The 18,047-nt window shown below is 43.7% G+C and carries 16 protein-coding genes; 7 read left to right on the forward strand and 9 right to left on the reverse strand.

Going from position 1 to position 18,047, the window contains the following annotated elements; all coding sequences use genetic code 11:
* Positions 1-75 precede the first annotated feature (75 nt).
* From odhB to sdhC, 6 genes are all read right to left on the reverse strand, one after another.
* Complete coding sequence (odhB, locus tag OC23_RS02965; protein WP_038342696.1) at positions 76-1,269, reverse strand: 2-oxoglutarate dehydrogenase complex dihydrolipoyllysine-residue succinyltransferase; 1,194 nt, start codon at positions 1,267-1,269, stop codon at positions 76-78.
* Positions 1,269-4,109, reverse strand: a complete 2,841-nt coding sequence (locus OC23_RS02970; RefSeq protein ID WP_038342697.1) for a 2-oxoglutarate dehydrogenase E1 component — start codon at positions 4,107-4,109, stop codon at positions 1,269-1,271. Before OC23_RS02970 ends, odhB begins: the two co-directional genes overlap by 1 nt.
* Positions 4,110-4,850: 741 nt before the next feature.
* Positions 4,851-5,561, reverse strand: coding sequence for a succinate dehydrogenase iron-sulfur subunit (locus tag OC23_RS02980; RefSeq protein ID WP_004652195.1), 711 nt, complete (start codon positions 5,559-5,561; stop codon positions 4,851-4,853).
* Between the two features lie 14 nt (positions 5,562-5,575).
* The gene (gene sdhA, locus OC23_RS02985; protein ID WP_038342700.1) at positions 5,576-7,471 is read right to left on the reverse strand and encodes a succinate dehydrogenase flavoprotein subunit; all 1,896 of its coding nucleotides are present in this window, start codon (positions 7,469-7,471) and stop codon (positions 5,576-5,578) included.
* Positions 7,472-7,483: 12 nt separating this feature from the next.
* Positions 7,484-7,849, reverse strand: coding sequence for a succinate dehydrogenase, hydrophobic membrane anchor protein (gene sdhD, locus OC23_RS02990; RefSeq protein ID WP_038342702.1), 366 nt, complete (start codon positions 7,847-7,849; stop codon positions 7,484-7,486).
* Positions 7,849-8,250 carry a succinate dehydrogenase, cytochrome b556 subunit gene (gene sdhC, locus OC23_RS02995; protein ID WP_152607793.1) on the reverse strand — a complete coding sequence of 134 codons (402 nt, stop codon included), beginning with the start codon at positions 8,248-8,250 and terminating at the stop codon, positions 7,849-7,851. The genes sdhD and sdhC overlap by 1 nt, the downstream gene beginning before the upstream one ends.
* A 900-nt stretch (positions 8,251-9,150) precedes the next feature.
* On the opposite strand from sdhC, the gene gltA reads away from it, so the two are divergent.
* Positions 9,151-10,425: a citrate synthase gene (gene gltA / locus OC23_RS03000; RefSeq protein ID WP_038342704.1), complete on the forward strand. Its 1,275-nt coding sequence runs from the start codon at positions 9,151-9,153 to the stop codon at positions 10,423-10,425.
* Between the two features lie 97 nt (positions 10,426-10,522).
* Here gltA and OC23_RS03005 read toward each other — a convergent pair whose 3' ends face one another.
* Entirely contained in the window at positions 10,523-11,017 is a 495-nt protein-coding gene (locus OC23_RS03005) for a DUF1289 domain-containing protein (RefSeq protein ID WP_038342706.1), read from the reverse strand.
* Between the two features lie 108 nt (positions 11,018-11,125).
* On the opposite strand from OC23_RS03005, the gene OC23_RS03010 reads away from it, so the two are divergent.
* The 3 genes from OC23_RS03010 (at position 11,126) to OC23_RS03020 (ending at position 13,513) form a co-directional block, all read left to right on the forward strand.
* Positions 11,126-12,058: a rhodanese-related sulfurtransferase gene (locus tag OC23_RS03010; RefSeq protein WP_038342708.1), complete on the forward strand. Its 933-nt coding sequence runs from the start codon at positions 11,126-11,128 to the stop codon at positions 12,056-12,058.
* Between the two features lie 137 nt (positions 12,059-12,195).
* Positions 12,196-12,816, forward strand: a complete 621-nt coding sequence (locus OC23_RS03015) for a DedA family protein (RefSeq protein ID WP_038342710.1) — start codon at positions 12,196-12,198, stop codon at positions 12,814-12,816.
* Positions 12,817-13,204: 388 nt separating this feature from the next.
* On the forward strand, positions 13,205-13,513 hold the full coding sequence (locus OC23_RS03020) for an ABZJ_00895 family protein (RefSeq protein WP_038342712.1): 309 nt from the start codon (positions 13,205-13,207) through the stop codon (positions 13,511-13,513).
* A gap of 188 nt (positions 13,514-13,701) precedes the next feature.
* Here OC23_RS03020 and OC23_RS03025 read toward each other — a convergent pair whose 3' ends face one another.
* Both OC23_RS03025 and OC23_RS03030 read right to left on the reverse strand, forming a co-directional pair.
* On the reverse strand, positions 13,702-14,226 hold the full coding sequence (locus tag OC23_RS03025; protein WP_038342714.1) for a YecA family protein: 525 nt from the start codon (positions 14,224-14,226) through the stop codon (positions 13,702-13,704).
* 76 nt (positions 14,227-14,302) lie between these two features.
* The gene (locus OC23_RS03030) at positions 14,303-14,509 is read right to left on the reverse strand and encodes a PA3496 family putative envelope integrity protein (RefSeq protein WP_004775189.1); all 207 of its coding nucleotides are present in this window, start codon (positions 14,507-14,509) and stop codon (positions 14,303-14,305) included.
* 347 nt (positions 14,510-14,856) lie between these two features.
* On the opposite strand from OC23_RS03030, the gene rpoD reads away from it, so the two are divergent.
* The 3 genes from rpoD to lipB all read left to right on the forward strand — a co-directional run bounded on the left by rpoD (position 14,857) and on the right by lipB (position 17,954).
* Positions 14,857-16,740, forward strand: a complete 1,884-nt coding sequence (gene rpoD, locus OC23_RS03040; protein WP_038342719.1) for an RNA polymerase sigma factor RpoD — start codon at positions 14,857-14,859, stop codon at positions 16,738-16,740.
* Positions 16,741-16,870: 130 nt separating this feature from the next.
* Positions 16,871-17,158, forward strand: a complete 288-nt coding sequence (locus tag OC23_RS03045) for a YbeD family protein (protein WP_038342721.1) — start codon at positions 16,871-16,873, stop codon at positions 17,156-17,158.
* Between the two features lie 142 nt (positions 17,159-17,300).
* Positions 17,301-17,954 (forward strand): lipoyl(octanoyl) transferase LipB, encoded by a 654-nt coding sequence (lipB, locus tag OC23_RS03050; RefSeq protein WP_038342722.1) that lies wholly within the window; start codon positions 17,301-17,303, stop codon positions 17,952-17,954.
* Positions 17,955-18,047: the final 93 nt, after the last annotated feature.

Genomic DNA, 18,047 nt, shown 5'->3' on the forward strand with positions numbered 1-18,047 from the left:
CCTTGTAACTGATCAGACTTGTGAAAGTCCCTCTTGTAATTCAAGAGGGACTTAGGGGGATTTTTAAATAAAAAATTATAGGTCAAGAATGAGTTTAGCTGGCTCTTCTAACAATTCTTTGATGGTTACCAAGAAACCTACAGCTTCTTTACCATCGATTAAACGGTGGTCATAAGAAAGCGCTAAGTACATCATTGGCAAGATTTCAACTTGACCATTTACCGCCATAGGACGCTCCTGGATTTTATGCATACCCAGGATTGCAGTTTGTGGCTGGTTTAAAATAGGCGTTGAAAGCAATGAACCGAAAGTACCACCGTTGGTGATAGTGAACGTACCGCCTGTCATGTCTTCGATACCCAATTTACCGTCACGTGCTTTAAACGCATAGTCACGGATACCGTTTTCAACTTCAGCATAGTTCATACGGTCAGTATCACGAAGTACAGGAACAACCAGACCACGGTCAGAAGAAACCGCTACACCGATGTCATAGAAACCGTGATAAACGATATCGTCGCCATCAATCGATGCGTTTACAGCTGGATAGCGTTTTAATGCTTCAGTTGCCGCTTTAACAAAGAAAGACATAAAGCCTAAACGGGCACCATGACGTTTCTCGAAGGCATCTTTGTATTGCTTACGCATTTCCATGATTGGCTTCATGTTCACTTCGTTAAACGTAGTCAACATTGCAGTTTGTTGTGTAGCCGCCAATAAACGCTCAGCAACACGCTTACGTAAACGTGTCATTGGAACACGTTTCTCGATACGCTCGCCTACTGCAACGCTTAACGGTTGAACTGATGCACCCGGCTTATGGTTTGCCACATCTTCTTTGGTGATGCGACCGCCACGGCCTGTACCTTGAACGTCAGCCGCATTGATACCAGTTTCTGATAATGCCTTACGCACAGCAGGAGCCTGGTTCTGGTCAACAGGTTGAGTTGATGCAGCAGCGGCAGGTGCAGATACAGCTGCAGGAGCTGCTTCTGCCGGTGCAGCAGCTTCAGGAGCAGCTGCTGAAACAGCACCAGCTTCAAATTGGGCAATCACTTCGTCAGAAAGAACGGTATCGCCTTCATCTTTGATGATTGCAACAAGGCTACCATCTGCTGGAGCAACCACTTCTAAAACAACTTTATCGGTTTCAATGTCACAGATCACTTCATCACGTGATACAGGTTCACCTACTTTCTTGTGCCAAGTTGCGATCGTACCGTCAGCAACTGACTCTGGAAATACCGGTGCTTTAATTTCGGTTGCCATTATTTAGAATCTCCTGATTGTTCAACTTCAATCGCAAGTGCGTCATTGATAAGCTGAGCTTGTTGTTTTGCATGCAAGTATGGCGAGCCACAAGCAGGTGCGGCAGATGCTTCACGACCAGCATAGCTAATACGGATTTGTTTACCAGATTTAAGAACGTCTTCATACAAGCGAGGAACGATGAATAACCAAGCGCCTTGGTTCTTCGGCTCTTCTTGTGCCCAAACAAGTTCTTGAATGTTTGGATACTCAGCCATAACTTCTGCCAGGCGTTGCTCTGGATATGGATACAATTGCTCGATACGAACGATCGCAATATGGTTCAGACCAAGTTCACGACGTTTTTCAAGTAAATCGTAATAGACCTTACCACCACAAAGCACCAGGCGAGTTACGTCTGCTTTATTGATTTGATCAATCTCGTCAATCACGGTCTGGAATGAACCGTTTGCCAGTTCATCTAGCGTCGATGTTGCAAGTTTATGACGTAGCAATGATTTTGGTGACATTACGATCATTGGCTTACGGATCGGACGAATCGCCTGACGACGCAATGCATGGAAAATCTGTGCAGGCGTTGTCGGTGTCATCACTTGCATGTTGTCTTCAGCACATAGCTGCAAGAAACGCTCTAAACGGGCAGATGAATGCTCAGGCCCTTGACCTTCATAGCCGTGTGGCAACAGCATGGTTAAACCACAAACACGCTCCCACTTGGTTTCACCCGAAGCGATAAACTGGTCAATCACCACCTGTGCACAGTTTGCGAAGTCACCAAATTGTGCTTCCCAAACGATCAAGCTTTTCGGCAAAGTCGTTGAGTAACCATATTCAAATGCAAGAACTGCTTCTTCTGACAATAAAGAATCATAAATCGCGGTACGCGGCTGATTTTCCTTAATATGGCAAAGCGGAATATAAACAGAACCGTCAACCTGGTTATGCAGTTTCGCATGACGGTGTGAGAAGGTACCACGACCAACGTCTTCACCGGTGATACGAACCAGGAAACCATCATCAAGCAAAGATGCGTATGCTAAAGTTTCAGCAGCACCCCAGTTGAGTGGCATTTCACCTGTTTGCATTTTGACACGGTCATCAATCACTTTTTGTACCTGACGTTGTAATACAAAACCTTCCGGTAAAGTATTCATTTTCAGGCCAAGCTCTTTCAAACGATCGATGCTGAAAGTGGTATCCCAGATATCGGTATATTCATGGCCGAGATATGGTGACCAGTCCACAAACATCTTTTTGTTCGGCTCACGAACCAATGCATTGGCAACATGGTTACCTGCTTCTAAATCAGAACGGTAGCCTTCAACCATGGCATCTGCGCTGGCACGATCAAGCACTTTCTCTTGAACCAGTTGATCAGCATACAAGGTCCGCGTAGTCGCTTTCTTGTTGATGACCTGATACATCAATGGCTGGGTTGCAGATGGCTCATCCGCTTCGTTATGACCGCGACGACGGTAGCAGAACAAGTCCAGGATGACATCTTTACGGAATTCATGACGGAAGTCATGGGCAATTTGGGTCGCAAAAATAACCGCTTCAGGATCATCACCGTTTACATGGAAAATCGGTGCCTGAATCATTTTAGCAACGTCAGTACAGTATTCAGTCGAGCGTGTATCGCGTGGATCAGAAGTCGTGAAACCAACCTGGTTGTTAATCACGATATGAACCGTACCACCCACCGTGTAACCACGGGTCTGTGACATCTGGAAAGTTTCCTGGTTCACGCCCTGGCCTGCAAATGCAGCATCACCATGTACGATTACCGGAAGAACGTCATCACCGCCAATGTCTTTACGACGAACTTGACGTGCACGAACCGAACCTTCTACAACCGGACCCACGATTTCCAGGTGTGACGGGTTGAACGCCAATGCCAAGTGAACTTCGCCACCCGGAGTCATCACGTTTGAAGAGAAACCTTGGTGATATTTCACGTCACCAGAACCTTTCTTATGCAGGCTCTTACCTTCAAACTCACCAAACAGATCGGCCGGGTTTTTACCCATGATGTTGACAAGCAGGTTGAGACGGCCACGGTGTGGCATACCAATCACAACTTCCTTGCAACCTACGCTACCTGCGCGCTGGATAATCTCGTTCATCATCGGAATAAAAGACTCGCCGCCTTCTACACCGAAACGTTTTGCACCAACAAATTTATTACCCAGATATTTTTCCAGGCCTTCTGCAGCAGTCAAACGCTCAAGGAAACCTTTTTTCTGATCGTTGGTAAAGTTGAATTTACCGCGCACACTTTCCAGACGTTGCTGAATCCAGCGTTTTTCCTTTGTGTCAACGATATGCATGTATTCTGCGCCAATTGAACCGCAGTACGTTGCTTCCATGGCTTCAACCATTTCAGACAAGGTTGCTTCTGCTTTTCCAATGGCGAGGTTGCCTGTATTGAATACAGTATCAAGATCAGATTTAGTTAAACCGTGAGCAGATAAATCGAGGTCAGGAACGTCTTCACGTTTTGCCAGACCTAATGGATCGAGTTTAGCTTTTTGATGACCACGGTTGCGGTAAGCAGCGATTAATTGTAATACACCAATTTGACGACGCTCATGTTCTGTACTTACAGTGCTTTGAACAACAGGTTGAACTCGGCTTGCATTACGGCCCAGAAGGAGGAATTGCTCGCGCACACTGCCGTGTGGTTGATCACCTTTAGGGTATTTATCGAAATATTCACGCCAATCCTCTGACACTGAGGTTGGAGAAGTTAGGTACTGCTCGTATAGCTCTTCAATATACGCTGCACTATCAGCGGAAAGTTCAGTGTCAAGACGCAATGCGTCAGCAACTTCTTGCATTTTTGGACCCATTTCCTATTGCAAAAAATAATACAGGCTGCCTTTTAAGCACACCCATGATTCATAGTGCCAAATTGGTAACACGACACTACTACCCAAGATCATCCAACCTTGAGACATTATTACTACACATCAGGAGTATTCCCTTTGATGTAACAAATGAGTCATGCCCCTTCAATTCAAGGCGCATAACTCATTTTTCATACTCGATAAAATCGAGCAATTTTTTGCAAATCATTTTAGAAAAGTTAAATAAATTTTTAACTTTTCTAAATTGACTTTTTCCATGAAACCTGTACAAATCTTGAGTATCTCATTGCCCGATAAACTCAAGAATCTGCTTATTTTTTGATTCCAGTTGTGGCAGAAATCCTAACATGTAATCACGCCCGGATTGATTTTTTTGACACATACCATCTATAAAGCAGCGAAATACACATATCAAATTATATTCTAATATACCGCCCTTTTGATAAAAGTTGCACTCCAATCGATCAAAAATAAACATTCTCTACAAATCTTGCACAAATGCCACTCAGTTTGATCAAAATAAAACCAGCCCACTCCAGACACTCATTTGAGCAATTTTACTTAAAAGTAAAACCCGTGAGAAGTTCGCAGCACTTTTATCAAATTTAAGCCCCATAGCCTCTTGCGGACGATTATCAACCAGCGCCAATCAGCATTAAAAATAAAAAAGAAGCTCCTTCCGGAGCTTCTTTTCCTGCTTCGATCAACGGATTAACCCGCTTGATCTAATAGCATATTACGAATGTGACCAATTGCCTTTGTCGGGTTCAAACCTTTAGGACATACAGATACACAGTTCATGATTCCTTTACAACGGAACAATGAGAACGGGTCGTCTAAACGAGCCAGACGCTCTTGTGTTGCCGTATCACGAGAATCGATGATGAAACGGTAAGCATTTAACAATGCAGATGGCCCAAGGAACTTGTCAGGGTTCCACCAGAATGATGGGCATGAAGTTGAACAACATGCACAAAGGATACATTCATATAAACCATCAAGGTGTTCACGCTCTGCCTGAGACTGTAAACGCTCTTTTGCCGGTGCTGGCTGGTTGTTGATCAAGAACGGCTGAATCTTGTCATACTGATCGTAGAACTGGTTCATATCGACCACCAGATCCTTGATGACTGGCAAGCCAGGCAAAGGACGGATCACAATCTTTTCAGGCAAATCGTTCAGGTTCCACAAGCATGCCAAACCATTTTTACCATTGATGTTCACCCCATCCGAACCGCAAATACCTTCACGGCAAGAGCGACGGAATGTCAGTGATTCATCCTGTACTTTCAATGCCAGTAACGCATCAAGCAACATACGGTGCTTGTCGGTTAGCTCAAGCTTGAAAGTTTGCATGTACGGCGCTTTATCCTTATCAGGATCATAGCGGTAGATTTCGAATGTACGAGTACCTCTACTCATCTTTGTTCTCCCGATTAGAATGTACGTGGTTTAGGTTCAATAGCTTCAACCGTTAACGGGCTGAAACGTACCGGCTTATATTCAAGACGGTTGTCTGCTGAATACCACAAGGTATGTTTCATCCACTCATCATCACGGCGACCGTAAGAGTAAGTTGGGTGATCAGGAGCCAACTCATAGTCAACAACCGTATGCGCACCACGACATTCTTTACGAGCAGCAGCCGAAATCAGGGTCGCTTTCGCAACTTCATACAAGTTTTCAACTTCCAGCGCTTCAACACGTGCTGTGTTAAACACCTTGGACTTGTCTTTTAAATGAATGTTACGAACACGCGGTTCAAGCGCCAGAATTTCTTTCACACCCTTGTCAAGCAAGGCCTGAGTACGGAATACACCGGCATGATCCTGTACGATGTCACGGATTGCATCAGCAACTTCTTGAGCATTCTCACCCGTAGTAGATTCATCCAGCTTACGGATACGCTCTAATGTCTTCGCCAATACATCAGTAGGAAGCGGTGCATAATCATCGCCATGATGTTTGGTGACATAGTCAATAATGTGTTCGCCCGCTGCCTTACCAAATACCACAAGGTCAAGCAATGAGTTTGTACCTAAACGGTTCGCACCATGAACAGATACACACGAACATTCACCGATCGCGTAGAAACCTTTCACAGGCTTCACATAGTCACGGGTACCTTTATAAGAATATTCTTTTGTATCCTTATTATAGTGAGCAGAGAATTCACCCTCTTCCACACCATGTGGTACAACCACCTGACCATGAATATTGGTCGGAATACCGCCCATTTGATAATGGATGGTTGGTACAACCGGAATTGGTTCCTTGGTACAGTCAACGTTTGCGAATTTCTTGCCGATCTCGAATACAGATGGAAGACGCTTCATAATCGTTTCAGCGCCCAAATGCGTCATATCCAGCAAGATATAATCGGCTTTAGGACCACAGCCACGACCTTCTTTAATTTCCTGGTCCATTGAACGTGATACGAAATCACGCGGCGCCAAGTCTTTTAAAGTAGGAGCATAACGCTCCATGAACGGTTCGCCGTCCTTGTTACGAAGGATACCACCTTCACCACGACAACCTTCAGTTAACAATACACCTGCGCCTGCAACACCCGTTGGGTGGAATTGCCAGAATTCCATATCCTGTAACGGAATACCTGCACGGGCAGCCATACCAAGACCGTCACCAGTGTTGATGTAGGCATTGGTTGAGGCACGATAAACACGGCCAGCACCACCTGTAGCAAATAAAGTCGCTTTTGCCTGGAATACTGCAATGTTACCCGTTTCCTGGTCGATTGCCGTTACACCAAGCACATCGCCTGCTTCGTTACGGATCAAGTCCAGTGCAATCCACTCAACGTAGAACTGGGTGCCCATTTTTACGTTGCTTTGATATAAGGTATGCAATAGCGCATGACCGGTACGGTCAGCTGCAGCACACGCACGTGGAACCGCTTTTTCACCATAGTTTGCTGAGTGACCACCGAATGGACGCTGATAGATCGTACCATCTTCGTTACGGTCAAACGGCATACCCAGATGCTCAAGCTCATACACAACTTTCGGCGCTTCACGCGTCATAAACTCGATTGCGTCCTGATCGCCTAACCAGTCAGAACCTTTCACCGTGTCATAGAAGTGATAGTGCCAGTTATCTTCTTGCATGTTACCTAACGACGCACCGATACCGCCCTGAGCAGCAACCGTATGTGAACGTGTCGGGAATACTTTGGTTAATACTGCAACTTTTAAACCAGCTTGAGCAAGTTGGTAAGCAGCGCGCATACCAGAACCACCACCACCGACGATAACAGCGTCGAAAGTGAGGTTTTGAATATTTGAATAATCTTCTTTAGGGTTAATTGCGCCCATGATCTCTTCCTATCAATTTGCCCAGAAAATCTGGATACCCCAGATTGCGTACACGATCACTGAAATAATGACAGCAGAAGTCAGTACAAGGCGTAAACCTGAAGCTGAAGGACCCATTTGACGAGTCGTTACATAATCAGTAAAGACTTGCCACATACCAATCCAAGCGTGTGCAACGAGCGATAACACTGCTAATAAAGAGAAAATCTTCATTGGCAGGGTCAGCATAAAGCCTGCCCATTGTTCATAACCAAATCCGCTATTGCAGAGGATCCAGCCAAATAAAACCACAGTGTATGCAGCCAATACTACAGCACTGATACGCTGGATATACCAATCGCGAGAACCTGAACCTGTTAAACCTGTAGCACTTTTCATTAGAACATAATCCATACAAAGGCTGCGATGATACCGATCACAGATAAGATCAATGAAATCGTAGCAGCAATGCGACCACTTTGAAGCTCTTCTGCAAAACCGAGGTCAGCAAGTAAATGCTTGATCCCTGCGATAAAGTGGAAAATCAGGCCAGCTACGAATACCCATACGATGAAACGTACAAGGATATTTCCGAAAACGACATTTTTAACGTAGTCAAATCCTTCTGGTGAAGATAAAGATTTATCCAGAATCCATAAAAGAACTGCGACTAATAAGAAAACGATTACACCTGATAGACGGTGTAGAATTGATGCAATAGCCACGGGTGAGCGTAAATTTACCGCTAACACCTGACCCATGGACAAATTGACAGGTCTGTTGCTTTTCACAGCGGGCATCCTGTAGGTAGAAACTCCATCCGGAGTTTGTTTGAATTAATTCAAAGGAAAGCTGGCATTGTTAGGCAAGCACAGCACATGCCTAACCTTATAACGACATCGAATTATAAAACGTGAAATATCAAAATACAAACAATCCACTTTCGCTTTAGTCGAAAAAAACCATAAATAAGAATCATTCACACGCATAATAACGGTTAAAAATCAGGCAATTCTTAATAAACCACACTATCTAATTGTTTTATAAAAATAAAATTTAAATACTATTTTTTATAAATACTTTTCAATTTAATAAATTCTTTTCCTGCATTTTCTTTAAAGTCTACGGCTCTGAAGTTTTAATTTGCCTAAATAATCACAGTTTAAACATAGTCGAAAATAATACTGCTCATTTATATATTAAATATAACCTCTCAATAATCTATTTTTATACTTGGCTTCTAAAGCTTAATTAAACATTTTTCATTCAGTTAATCAGGCTTCAGGCAGTGAATTATTATGATACATATAACGTTTTTAGCCATCTTTTCAAGGCCCTATTCAAGTTGAAAGCTAACTGGCGACAGGCTTTTACAATGAGGTAAGTATTTATTTTATAAGCATCAAAATCTTGTCATTATAAAAATTTACTTACAATTGGACTGATGCTTCATTTTTTTTCTGCACCTAAAACTTGATTTGACATATTATACTCGACCGGTGCTGTGATTTTACTCAGTTTTTTCTTCGATACTGAATGACTAATTGACTGTAGCAACGTCATTTTTTATCCCTAAGTATAATTGACAAAATTTTAGTAGCCACTAATCTTATAGCAAATTTTGACACCGTCTGATTCGCACATGACAAGATTAGTATTTCGAGTCAGATAATCATTCACCAGGACAGGAGATCTATTGAATGTCTGCAGCAACTGGCAAAAAAGCCGTATTACAGCTTGATGGCAAAGAAATTGAATTACCAATTTACAGCGGCACATTGGGCCCAGATGTAATTGACGTTAAAGATGTATTGGCATCGGGTCACTTTACTTTCGATCCTGGTTTTATGGCGACAGCGGCTTGCGAATCTAAGATCACATTCATTGATGGTGACAAAGGTGTGTTATTACACCGTGGCTATCCGATTGATCAATTAGCGACTCAAGCAGACTACCTGGAAACTTGCTACTTATTATTAAATGGCGAGCTTCCAAATGCTGAACAAAAGACAGAATTTGACGCTAAAGTACGTAACCACACCATGGTTCACGATCAGGTCAGCCGTTTCTTCAATGGTTTCCGTCGTGATGCGCATCCGATGGCGATCATGGTTGGTGTTGTAGGTGCGTTATCTGCGTTCTATCACAACGGTTTAGACATTGAAGATGTCAATCATCGCGAAATTACAGCAATTCGCTTGATCGCAAAAATCCCTACCCTTGCAGCGTGGAGCTACAAGTACACTGTAGGTCAGCCATTCATTTACCCGCGTAATGACCTATGTTATGCAGAAAACTTCTTGCACATGATGTTTGCAACACCTGCTGACCGCGATTACAAGGTAAACCCTGTTCTTGCACGTGCAATGGACCGTATCTTTACGCTTCATGCTGACCACGAGCAAAATGCCTCTACCTCTACAGTTCGTCTTGCCGGTTCTACTGGTGCAAATCCGTATGCATGTATCTCTGCTGGTATCTCGGCACTTTGGGGACCTGCTCACGGTGGTGCAAACGAAGCTGTACTTAAAATGCTTGATGAAATTGGTAGCGTAGAAAATGTTGCCGAATTCATGGAAAAAGTGAAGCGTAAAGAAGTTAAACTCATGGGCTTCGGTCACCGTGTTTACAAAAACTTCGACCCACGCGCTAAAGTCATGAAACAGACTTGTGACGAAGTGCTTGAAGCATTAGGCATCAACGATCCACAATTGCAACTTGCAATGGAACTTGAGCGTATTGCGCTTAGCGATCCGTACTTCGTAGAGCGTAAGCTTTACCCGAACGTAGATTTCTACTCTGGTATCATCTTGAAAGCGATTGGTATTCCGACAGAAATGTTTACCGTGATCTTCGCTCTTGCACGTACAGTAGGCTGGATCAGCCACTGGTTAGAAATGCACAGCGGTCCATACAAGATCGGTCGTCCTCGTCAGCTTTACACAGGCCCGACGCAGCGTGACATTCAACGTTAATCTGATTGACGTTAAAAAAAGGATGCTTTTGCATCCTTTTTTATTTTCCGTTATGCCGCACAAACCTGGCAGTCAAACTGGCCTGAACCTAAACAGCTTATTCAAACTCATCTTCTTCCATTGCACGTAATAAGGTATTGCTAATCCCGTCAGCACGTAACCATGCCAGCTCGTAACTGGCTTTGGCCAAGGCAAGTACCCGTCGCTCAAACTCGTCCCAGATCGGTTTAACTTGCGCATCTGTAATGCCAAGGCCGCTGTCATGAGCCAAATGTTTATTCTTTTCACAAATTTTCAGGGCATGATACAGCTTCCGCCCCTTGCTGGCAGTATCCAGAACACGTATCCGCTTATTTTGAATAAAGCCCTCAACATGCTGTAAATTTGCATGGGGAAGCAAAGGCACCAGTATCTGGTCCAGCTGTGCATCCAGACGCTTCCACACCATTAACCTTTGCTCGGCCGTATATGTATTCCATTGAATGACTTCATGATTAAAGCGGCGACAACCACGACAGACCAGATCACCAAATACCGTTGAACAACGCCCTGCGCATGGGGTCAATGAAGGGATTCGACGATCATTACTCAAAACCAACTCCTTTAAAACCATATTTATTTTATGGTTTTCTCGCTTATTTTCGGATTTCGCGCTAAAATATGCGCCTTATTTTCTATCTTAATACATTTGGAGTTATCCATGAACGCTACTGTAGAACAGCTTGCACCTGTAGAACAGCAAGCGACCAATAATTGGGTTGTTGCAGCACTATATCAATTTAAAGAAGTCGCAGATGCAGCGGACCTGCAACAACGTCTTCTCGACCTAGTGAATAGCATCAATTTGTGTGGAACTCTGATTGTCGCTTCTGAAGGAATCAACGGTACGGTTGCAGGTGACCGTGCTGCAATTGATACGGTGCATCAATTCCTTTTGAACGAAGGTTTTAACGCAATGGAATACAAAGAGTCTTTTAGCTCTGAAAAGCCATTCCGTAAAATGAAAATTAAGTTGAAAAAAGAAATTGTAACTTTAGGTGTGGAAGTTAAACCCCGTGATCTGGTCGGACACTATCTTGACCCTAAAGAATGGAATGAATTAATCAGCCGTGATGATGTCATCCTGATTGATACACGTAACGATTATGAATACAAAGCGGGGACGTTTAAGGGCGCAATTGATCCTAAAACAGAGACTTTCCGCGAGTTCCCTGAATATGTAAAACAAAATCTGGAACAGCATAAAGACAAAAAAATTGCGATGTTCTGTACCGGCGGGATCCGCTGTGAAAAATCAACCTCTTTGCTGCTTCAGGAAGGATTTAGCGAGGTCTATCACCTAAAAGGCGGTATTTTAAAATATCTGGAAGAAACCCCAGCAGAAGAAAGCATGTGGGAAGGTGAATGTTTCGTATTTGATGGCCGTACTGCCGTTACCCATGGCGTTGCAGAAGGTGAAAATATCAAATGTCATGCATGTGGCTGGCCTCTGAGCAAAGCCGAAGCGGAATTGCCAAGTTATGAACATGGCGTGTCTTGTGTGTACTGTATTGATAAAACCACGGATAAGCAAAAAGCAGGCTTCCGCATGCGTCAGTCACAAATTGCAGCAGCAAAACGTAAACGCCTGTAATTGTAATTGATATTTTAAAAGCCATAGTTAAGCTATGGCTTTTTTTATGCCCACAAACTGCGTAACGCCCCCCTTGTGCATTACAGCCGCGCTGCCTATGCTAAAAACAACAACTAGATTCGGCGTGTAGGCAAAAAATGGAACTGGAACAATGGGTGCTTTCGATTATGGAAAAACTGGGTTATGCCGGCATCGCTTTCCTGATGTTTCTGGATAACATTTTTCCGCCCATTCCGTCTGAAATTATCATGCCTTCTGCGGGGTATACTGCCTCAAAAGGCGAACTGCAACTCATGGGTGTCATTATCGCCGGTAGTACCGGTTCCATTCTGGCAGCAATGCTCTTGTACTGGATTGGACGCAAGGTACCTCAACAACGCCTGTTCAAGCTGGTGGAGCGCTATGGCAAGTATTTACGTATTCAGGCCCCGGACCTGGAAAAAGCTTTACTCTGGTTTAACAAGCATGGCCACCGGATTGTGTTTTTTGGCAGGATGATTCCAGCAGTCCGCTCTTTAATCAGCATACCGGCAGGCATGAGTCGAATGCCTTTTAGCAAGTTTATGCTCTACAGTACGGCGGGCACTTTGATCTGGACCAGTTTTCTGGCATATCTGGGTTTTTACTTTAGCCAGAATCAGGCATTGATGCATCTGATTATGCAACGGATCAGCACAATTATTTTGATGATTGTCTTTGGGTATGTCCTGTGGTGGGCCGTTAAAAAGTTTTATCTCTCCAGATCAAGGCATCACTAACCGCTTACCCTACCCCCAGTATAAATAAGGGCCGGTAAATTTTAATATAATGTACGGCCCCCATTCATTTTTCTTTAAAACCGGTTAGCCTGCAAAGATATCCCGATAAAGTTATATTCAATAGAGACTGCATATTCATTCCGGAAGAAGCAGGTAAGCTATTTCAATAAAATACAGTTTTAACCTGGCAAAATACTCATAAAAAAATCTTGTTGTACCGTCATTACCCCGAATAAGTAGATGATTCCCTATGTAGGTTTTGCCAGTTTAATCGGATATGAACTAAAAATAATCCTCCCAACAGCAAAACAAGATAGAATATTCTGTATATAAAACTAGTTTTCACACTAGTAGGCTTAAACATATTTAAAAATGGTAAAAACCAAAAATGAAAAAATATATTCTTATATTTTCAGTAGCTTATGCAATTGCGATGATTATTATCGCAACATTGGAAACTTTCTTTAAAGCACCGACAGGCTCATCTATTATCTGTTTAATATCAGGAGGCAGTTGTGCAGCATCTTTCTTTGTAAAAGATCATCAACGCATACCCGATCCATCCGAGAAAAAGAGTCTGGTTTGGGGCTGTTTCTTTGCCTCGATTATCGTCAGTATTATTGCAACCGTAATTAGTCTAATCATCTTCCCTGAAACGGCGCCTTTTTTGTCAGCTATCGCTGATCTGCCAATATAGATATGGTTAATTGCAATCAGTTTTACAGCACTGCTTCATTATCTGGTTTTATCCCTCTCCTTTGGCTGGGTCGCAAAACGTTTGGCGAAAACCAAAACCACAGCATAAATATAAAAAAACGTCCTCTCGGGACGTTTTAATCTTTATTGTTTCCAGAGCAGCTTTTTTAAGCTGCGCTGGATGCATCATTACGCCGGGGTATGATACATCAGGTAAATTTCATTTAAGTTATCCGGAATTTCTTCTGCCAGTTCGTCCATCAGCTGGCCATTACGGCGGAAAGATTCCATTTGCGGATCTTCTTCATCAATTCCGCTAAACACCATGATCGGCAAGGTCAAATCAACCAGCTGTTCCTCAAACTCTGGTGCAAACCATGCCTCTTCGTTCAGGAACATTGCATCGACAAAGCCCACACTCCAATCACCGAGGCTTGACTCGACATCAGCTTCCTCGATTTCAAATGGAAACTCGATTCCATTTTCATTGGCCAGGTCCTGACGAATCGATTCCAGCCAAAGCTTGACCTGCTCAAGTACCTCGGCAGGAAGCTTCTTGTGGTTGCCCTCGAAAAGCTCATCTAACCAACGGTCAAATTGTGGACCAACGGCAATTGCACACAAAAAGCCATGAGTCGCTGCAAAATCTAGACCGTATTCGTTTTGATCACCGTCAAGATAGTTACTCAATAAGTCTAAATCTAACGTGCTCATTCTTTGTTTAATCCAATTCTAAAAATACATCGGCAACAGCATAACATTTTCGGGCCTGAAGTCTTAGCAATTTTGCTTAGTCTTCGTCGTCAAGGTCATCATCGTCGAAATCATAGTCAAAATCTTTTAATTCTCGTTCTAAACGACGTTGAGCTAAAAGGTCATCAATTAAACGGCGCTTTTCTAATGATTCTTTGGCACTGATTTTTCCTGATGACTCATCAAAACCAACATCATCTTCACCGTAGTTATCATCATCTAGTTCAAAATCTGTAGAAGACACTAAGTACCTCTAATGAAAAAATGTTAATGGGTCTAGCCGCTATTTATCGGTCTTCTCAGACCTTGTCAAGTTTTATTTGATTTTTTTAGCATAAAATGTGGTTTTGTACTTTTTTTCGGCAGTTTTTTTGTGTATTTATAATGCAGGGATGCTGTCAAAGAAAAAAGTTGTTTAAACAGGAATTACGCTTGAAAAATTATGACTTACCACCATATTTAATGAACAAACGTGAAATCAAATCTATTTTTTATTTAGAGCAGACGGATCAAATCCAAAACATTCACTGTGAATTGTGCTATCATGCACGGTTTTTCACCGCCACAGATTCAACAAAAGAGTAAGCAAAGATGAGCGATATGAATTCCCCTACTTCGCAAGTAGCGGCTCTGATTAGCCGAGGCAAAGAGCAAGGTTATTTAACTTACGCTGAGGTTAACGATCATCTACCAGACTCAATTACGGAAAGTGAGCAGATTGAAGACATCATCCAGATGCTTCAAGACGTTGGTATTCCTGTGCATGAGCGTGCGCCGGAAACTGATGACACCATGTTTGGTGAATCAACTGAAGCTGCCGACGAGGTTGCCGAAGAAGAAGCTGCTGCCGTATTAGCATCGGTTGAAAGTGAGCCTGGTCGTACTACCGACCCTGTACGTATGTATATGCGCGAAATGGGTACGGTTGAACTTCTTACACGTGAAGGCGAAATTAGCATTGCAAAACGTATCGAAGAAGGTATTCGTGACGTTTTACACTCGATTGCTTACTGGCCAAATGCTGTTGAAGTTGTTTTACAAGAATATAATGATTTTTTAACTGGCGAGCGCCGTCTGGCCGACATTCTTTCCGGTTATCTGGACCCGGAGACTGACGAAGATATTCCGGAAGTTCTTGAAGAAGCCGAAATTGAAGAAGATGAAGAAAATGATTCTTCATCGAAAACCAAAGACGTCAAGCTTGATGATGATGACGAAGAAGAGTCTGAAGGCGACGATGATTCTGAAGGCGATTCAGGCCCTGACCCGGAGGTTGCCAAGATTCGTTTCTCGGAACTGGAAGCGGCATGGAACGAGACCAAAACCGTGATCGCAAAACACGGCCGTAACAGTGAAGAAGCCAAGGCGGCTCTTGAATCACTGGCGGCTGTGTTCATGATGTTCAAGTTTACACCGCGTTTATTTGACATCATTTCGGAAATGATTCGTGGTACCCATGACCAGATTCGTGCCAATGAACGTGAAATCATGCGTTATGCCGTGCGTCGTGGCCGTATGGACCGTAACCAGTTCCGCATGACCTTCCCGGAGCAAGAGTCAAATCCTGCATGGCTAGATGAGCAAATTGCCAAAGCCCCTGCTGAAACCAGAGCACATCTGGAAAAAGTGCGTCCTGACGTATTGGCATTCCAGCAAAAGATTGCCGATATCGAAAAAGAGCTCGGCTTAAACGTTAAAGACATCAAAGAGATTTCTAAACGTATGGCGGTGGGCGAAGCAAAAGCACGCCGTGCCAAGAAAGAAATGGTTGAAGCAAACTTGCGTCTGGTGATTTCAATTGCGAAGAAATACACCAACCGAGGCTTACAGTTCCTTGACCTGATTCAGGAAGGTAACATCGGCCTGATGAAAGCTGTTGACAAGTTTGAGTACCGTCGTGGTTATAAATTTTCGACTTATGCCACCTGGTGGATTCGTCAGGCGATTACCCGTTCCATTGCGGATCAGGCCCGTACCATTCGTATCCCGGTACACATGATTGAAACGATTAACAAGATCAACCGTGTGTCTCGTCAGCTGCTTCAGGAAATGGGCCGTGAGCCGACCCCTGAAGAACTGGGTGAGCGTCTGGAGATGGACGAAGTCAAGGTTCGCAAAGTCCTTAAAATCGCCAAAGAACCGATTTCAATGGAAACACCAATCGGTGATGATGAAGATTCGCATCTTGGCGACTTCATTGAGGATTCCAACATCACTTCACCAGTCGATGCTGCAACCTCGGAAGGCTTAAAGGAAGCGACCCGTGAAGTGCTTGAAAACCTGACTGAACGTGAAGCGAAAGTATTGAAAATGCGTTTTGGTATCGATATGCCAACCGACCATACTTTAGAAGAAGTGGGTAAACAGTTTGACGTTACACGTGAGCGTATTCGTCAGATTGAAGCAAAAGCATTACGCAAGCTGCGCCACCCTTCACGCTCTGAACATTTACGTTCATTCCTGGAAAATGACTAATTGTCGGGAAAGCTTGAGTAAGGGTTAAAGCCCTCACCCGGGACTTGAAGTCCAGTACTTCATCCCCATCTATGTATTAGATCAAAAGCGCCTGCACTGATGCAGGCGTTTCAAATTAAAGAGGTTGCTCATGTTAGACCGCACTCCTTCTCGTGAATTACAAGAACATCTCTGGGTTTTCCCAATGGACTATCCAATCAAACTGATTGGTAATGCAGGGGATGAACTTCGAGTGGCTGTTGTTGATATTTTACAGAAGCACTTCCCTGACTTTGATGGTGAGTCTGTTAAGGTTCAGCCTTCACGTACCGGCAAGTACCACTCTTTAACGGCTCAGTTACGCTTTGAAGAGCTGGAACAAGTTCATGCACTCTATGCAGACCTTGCTGCCTGTCCTTTAATCAAGACTGCACTTTAACTCAAAATCCAAAATGCGAAAGTATTTTGGATTTTTTATTCGGGATGCCGAATCAGGATGCAGCCCCACTGTTGCTCTGGGCAAATCCATCTCATAATTCACCTCTTGAACCATGAACAGCTGCCAAGGAAATTTTGTTGTAATGAGTGCTGCAAAACCGACTTTAATCATTCGTCGTTTCAACAATCTGCAAGATTACACGAACCGTTTTGAAGCCATGAAGGACTTTACAACCCATCGTGATGAAACCACCCCGGATGAAGTCTGGTTACTCCAACATCAGGATGTACTCACGCAAGGACAGGCCGGCAAGGCAGAACACATACTTGTGCATAGCGACTTGCCGGTTGTACATACCGATCGTGGTGGTCAGGTCACCTGGCATGGTCAGGGACAACTGGTGGCATACTTTCTGCTTGATCTCAATCGCTTGAAATGGCATGTCCGTACTTTGGTCAGCTTTGCCGAACAAGCCATGATTGACCTGCTCAAGCAATACAATATTGAAGCATATGCCAAACCTGATGCGCCGGGAGTGTATGTCGACGGCCGCAAGATCGGCTCACTGGGTTTCAAGATTCGTCGTGGTCGCAGCTATCATGGTCTTGCACTCAATATCGATTGTGATCTGAGTGGCTTTCAAACCATTAATCCTTGTGGCTATGCCGGTTTAGAAATGGTGCGCTTACAAGACCTGTTACAGGACTATCCAGACTTTGGCAAATTATGCGAAGATCTGGTTGCATACCTGCAAAAAACAGCGTTGTTTCATGAGGTTATCGTCAAGACTGAATAGCGGGATTTACCGCCCTGTCTGACATAGCCCAATACCCCACAACTTATAGCGGTCCTATTGTCCCAGAATATCAATCATAGCTTGAGAGTGGCG

The sequence above is a fragment of the Acinetobacter sp. A47 genome, assembly GCF_000805455.1.
Classification (GTDB): Bacteria; Pseudomonadota; Gammaproteobacteria; order Pseudomonadales; family Moraxellaceae; genus Acinetobacter.

Excerpts from the sequence above, each read along its gene's own strand:
- lipB (WP_038342722.1), top strand. The coding sequence starts at position 17,301 with ATGAGTGCTGCAAAACCGACTTTAATCATTCGTCGTTTCAACAATCTG.
- rpoD (WP_038342719.1), top strand. The coding sequence starts at position 14,857 with ATGAGCGATATGAATTCCCCTACTTCGCAAGTAGCGGCTCTGATTAGC.
- sdhA (WP_038342700.1), bottom strand. The coding sequence starts at position 7,471 with ATGGGCGCAATTAACCCTAAAGAAGATTATTCAAATATTCAAAACCTC.
- odhB (WP_038342696.1), bottom strand. The coding sequence starts at position 1,269 with ATGGCAACCGAAATTAAAGCACCGGTATTTCCAGAGTCAGTTGCTGAC.
- OC23_RS03020 (WP_038342712.1), top strand. The coding sequence starts at position 13,205 with ATGAAAAAATATATTCTTATATTTTCAGTAGCTTATGCAATTGCGATG.
- OC23_RS02970 (WP_038342697.1), bottom strand. The coding sequence starts at position 4,109 with ATGCAAGAAGTTGCTGACGCATTGCGTCTTGACACTGAACTTTCCGCT.
- sdhC (WP_152607793.1), bottom strand. The coding sequence starts at position 8,250 with ATGCCCGCTGTGAAAAGCAACAGACCTGTCAATTTGTCCATGGGTCAG.
- sdhD (WP_038342702.1), bottom strand. The coding sequence starts at position 7,849 with ATGAAAAGTGCTACAGGTTTAACAGGTTCAGGTTCTCGCGATTGGTAT.
- OC23_RS03025 (WP_038342714.1), bottom strand. The coding sequence starts at position 14,226 with ATGAGCACGTTAGATTTAGACTTATTGAGTAACTATCTTGACGGTGAT.
- gltA (WP_038342704.1), top strand. The coding sequence starts at position 9,151 with ATGTCTGCAGCAACTGGCAAAAAAGCCGTATTACAGCTTGATGGCAAA.
- OC23_RS03010 (WP_038342708.1), top strand. The coding sequence starts at position 11,126 with ATGAACGCTACTGTAGAACAGCTTGCACCTGTAGAACAGCAAGCGACC.
- OC23_RS03015 (WP_038342710.1), top strand. The coding sequence starts at position 12,196 with ATGGAACTGGAACAATGGGTGCTTTCGATTATGGAAAAACTGGGTTAT.
- OC23_RS02980 (WP_004652195.1), bottom strand. The coding sequence starts at position 5,561 with ATGAGTAGAGGTACTCGTACATTCGAAATCTACCGCTATGATCCTGAT.
- OC23_RS03045 (WP_038342721.1), top strand. The coding sequence starts at position 16,871 with ATGTTAGACCGCACTCCTTCTCGTGAATTACAAGAACATCTCTGGGTT.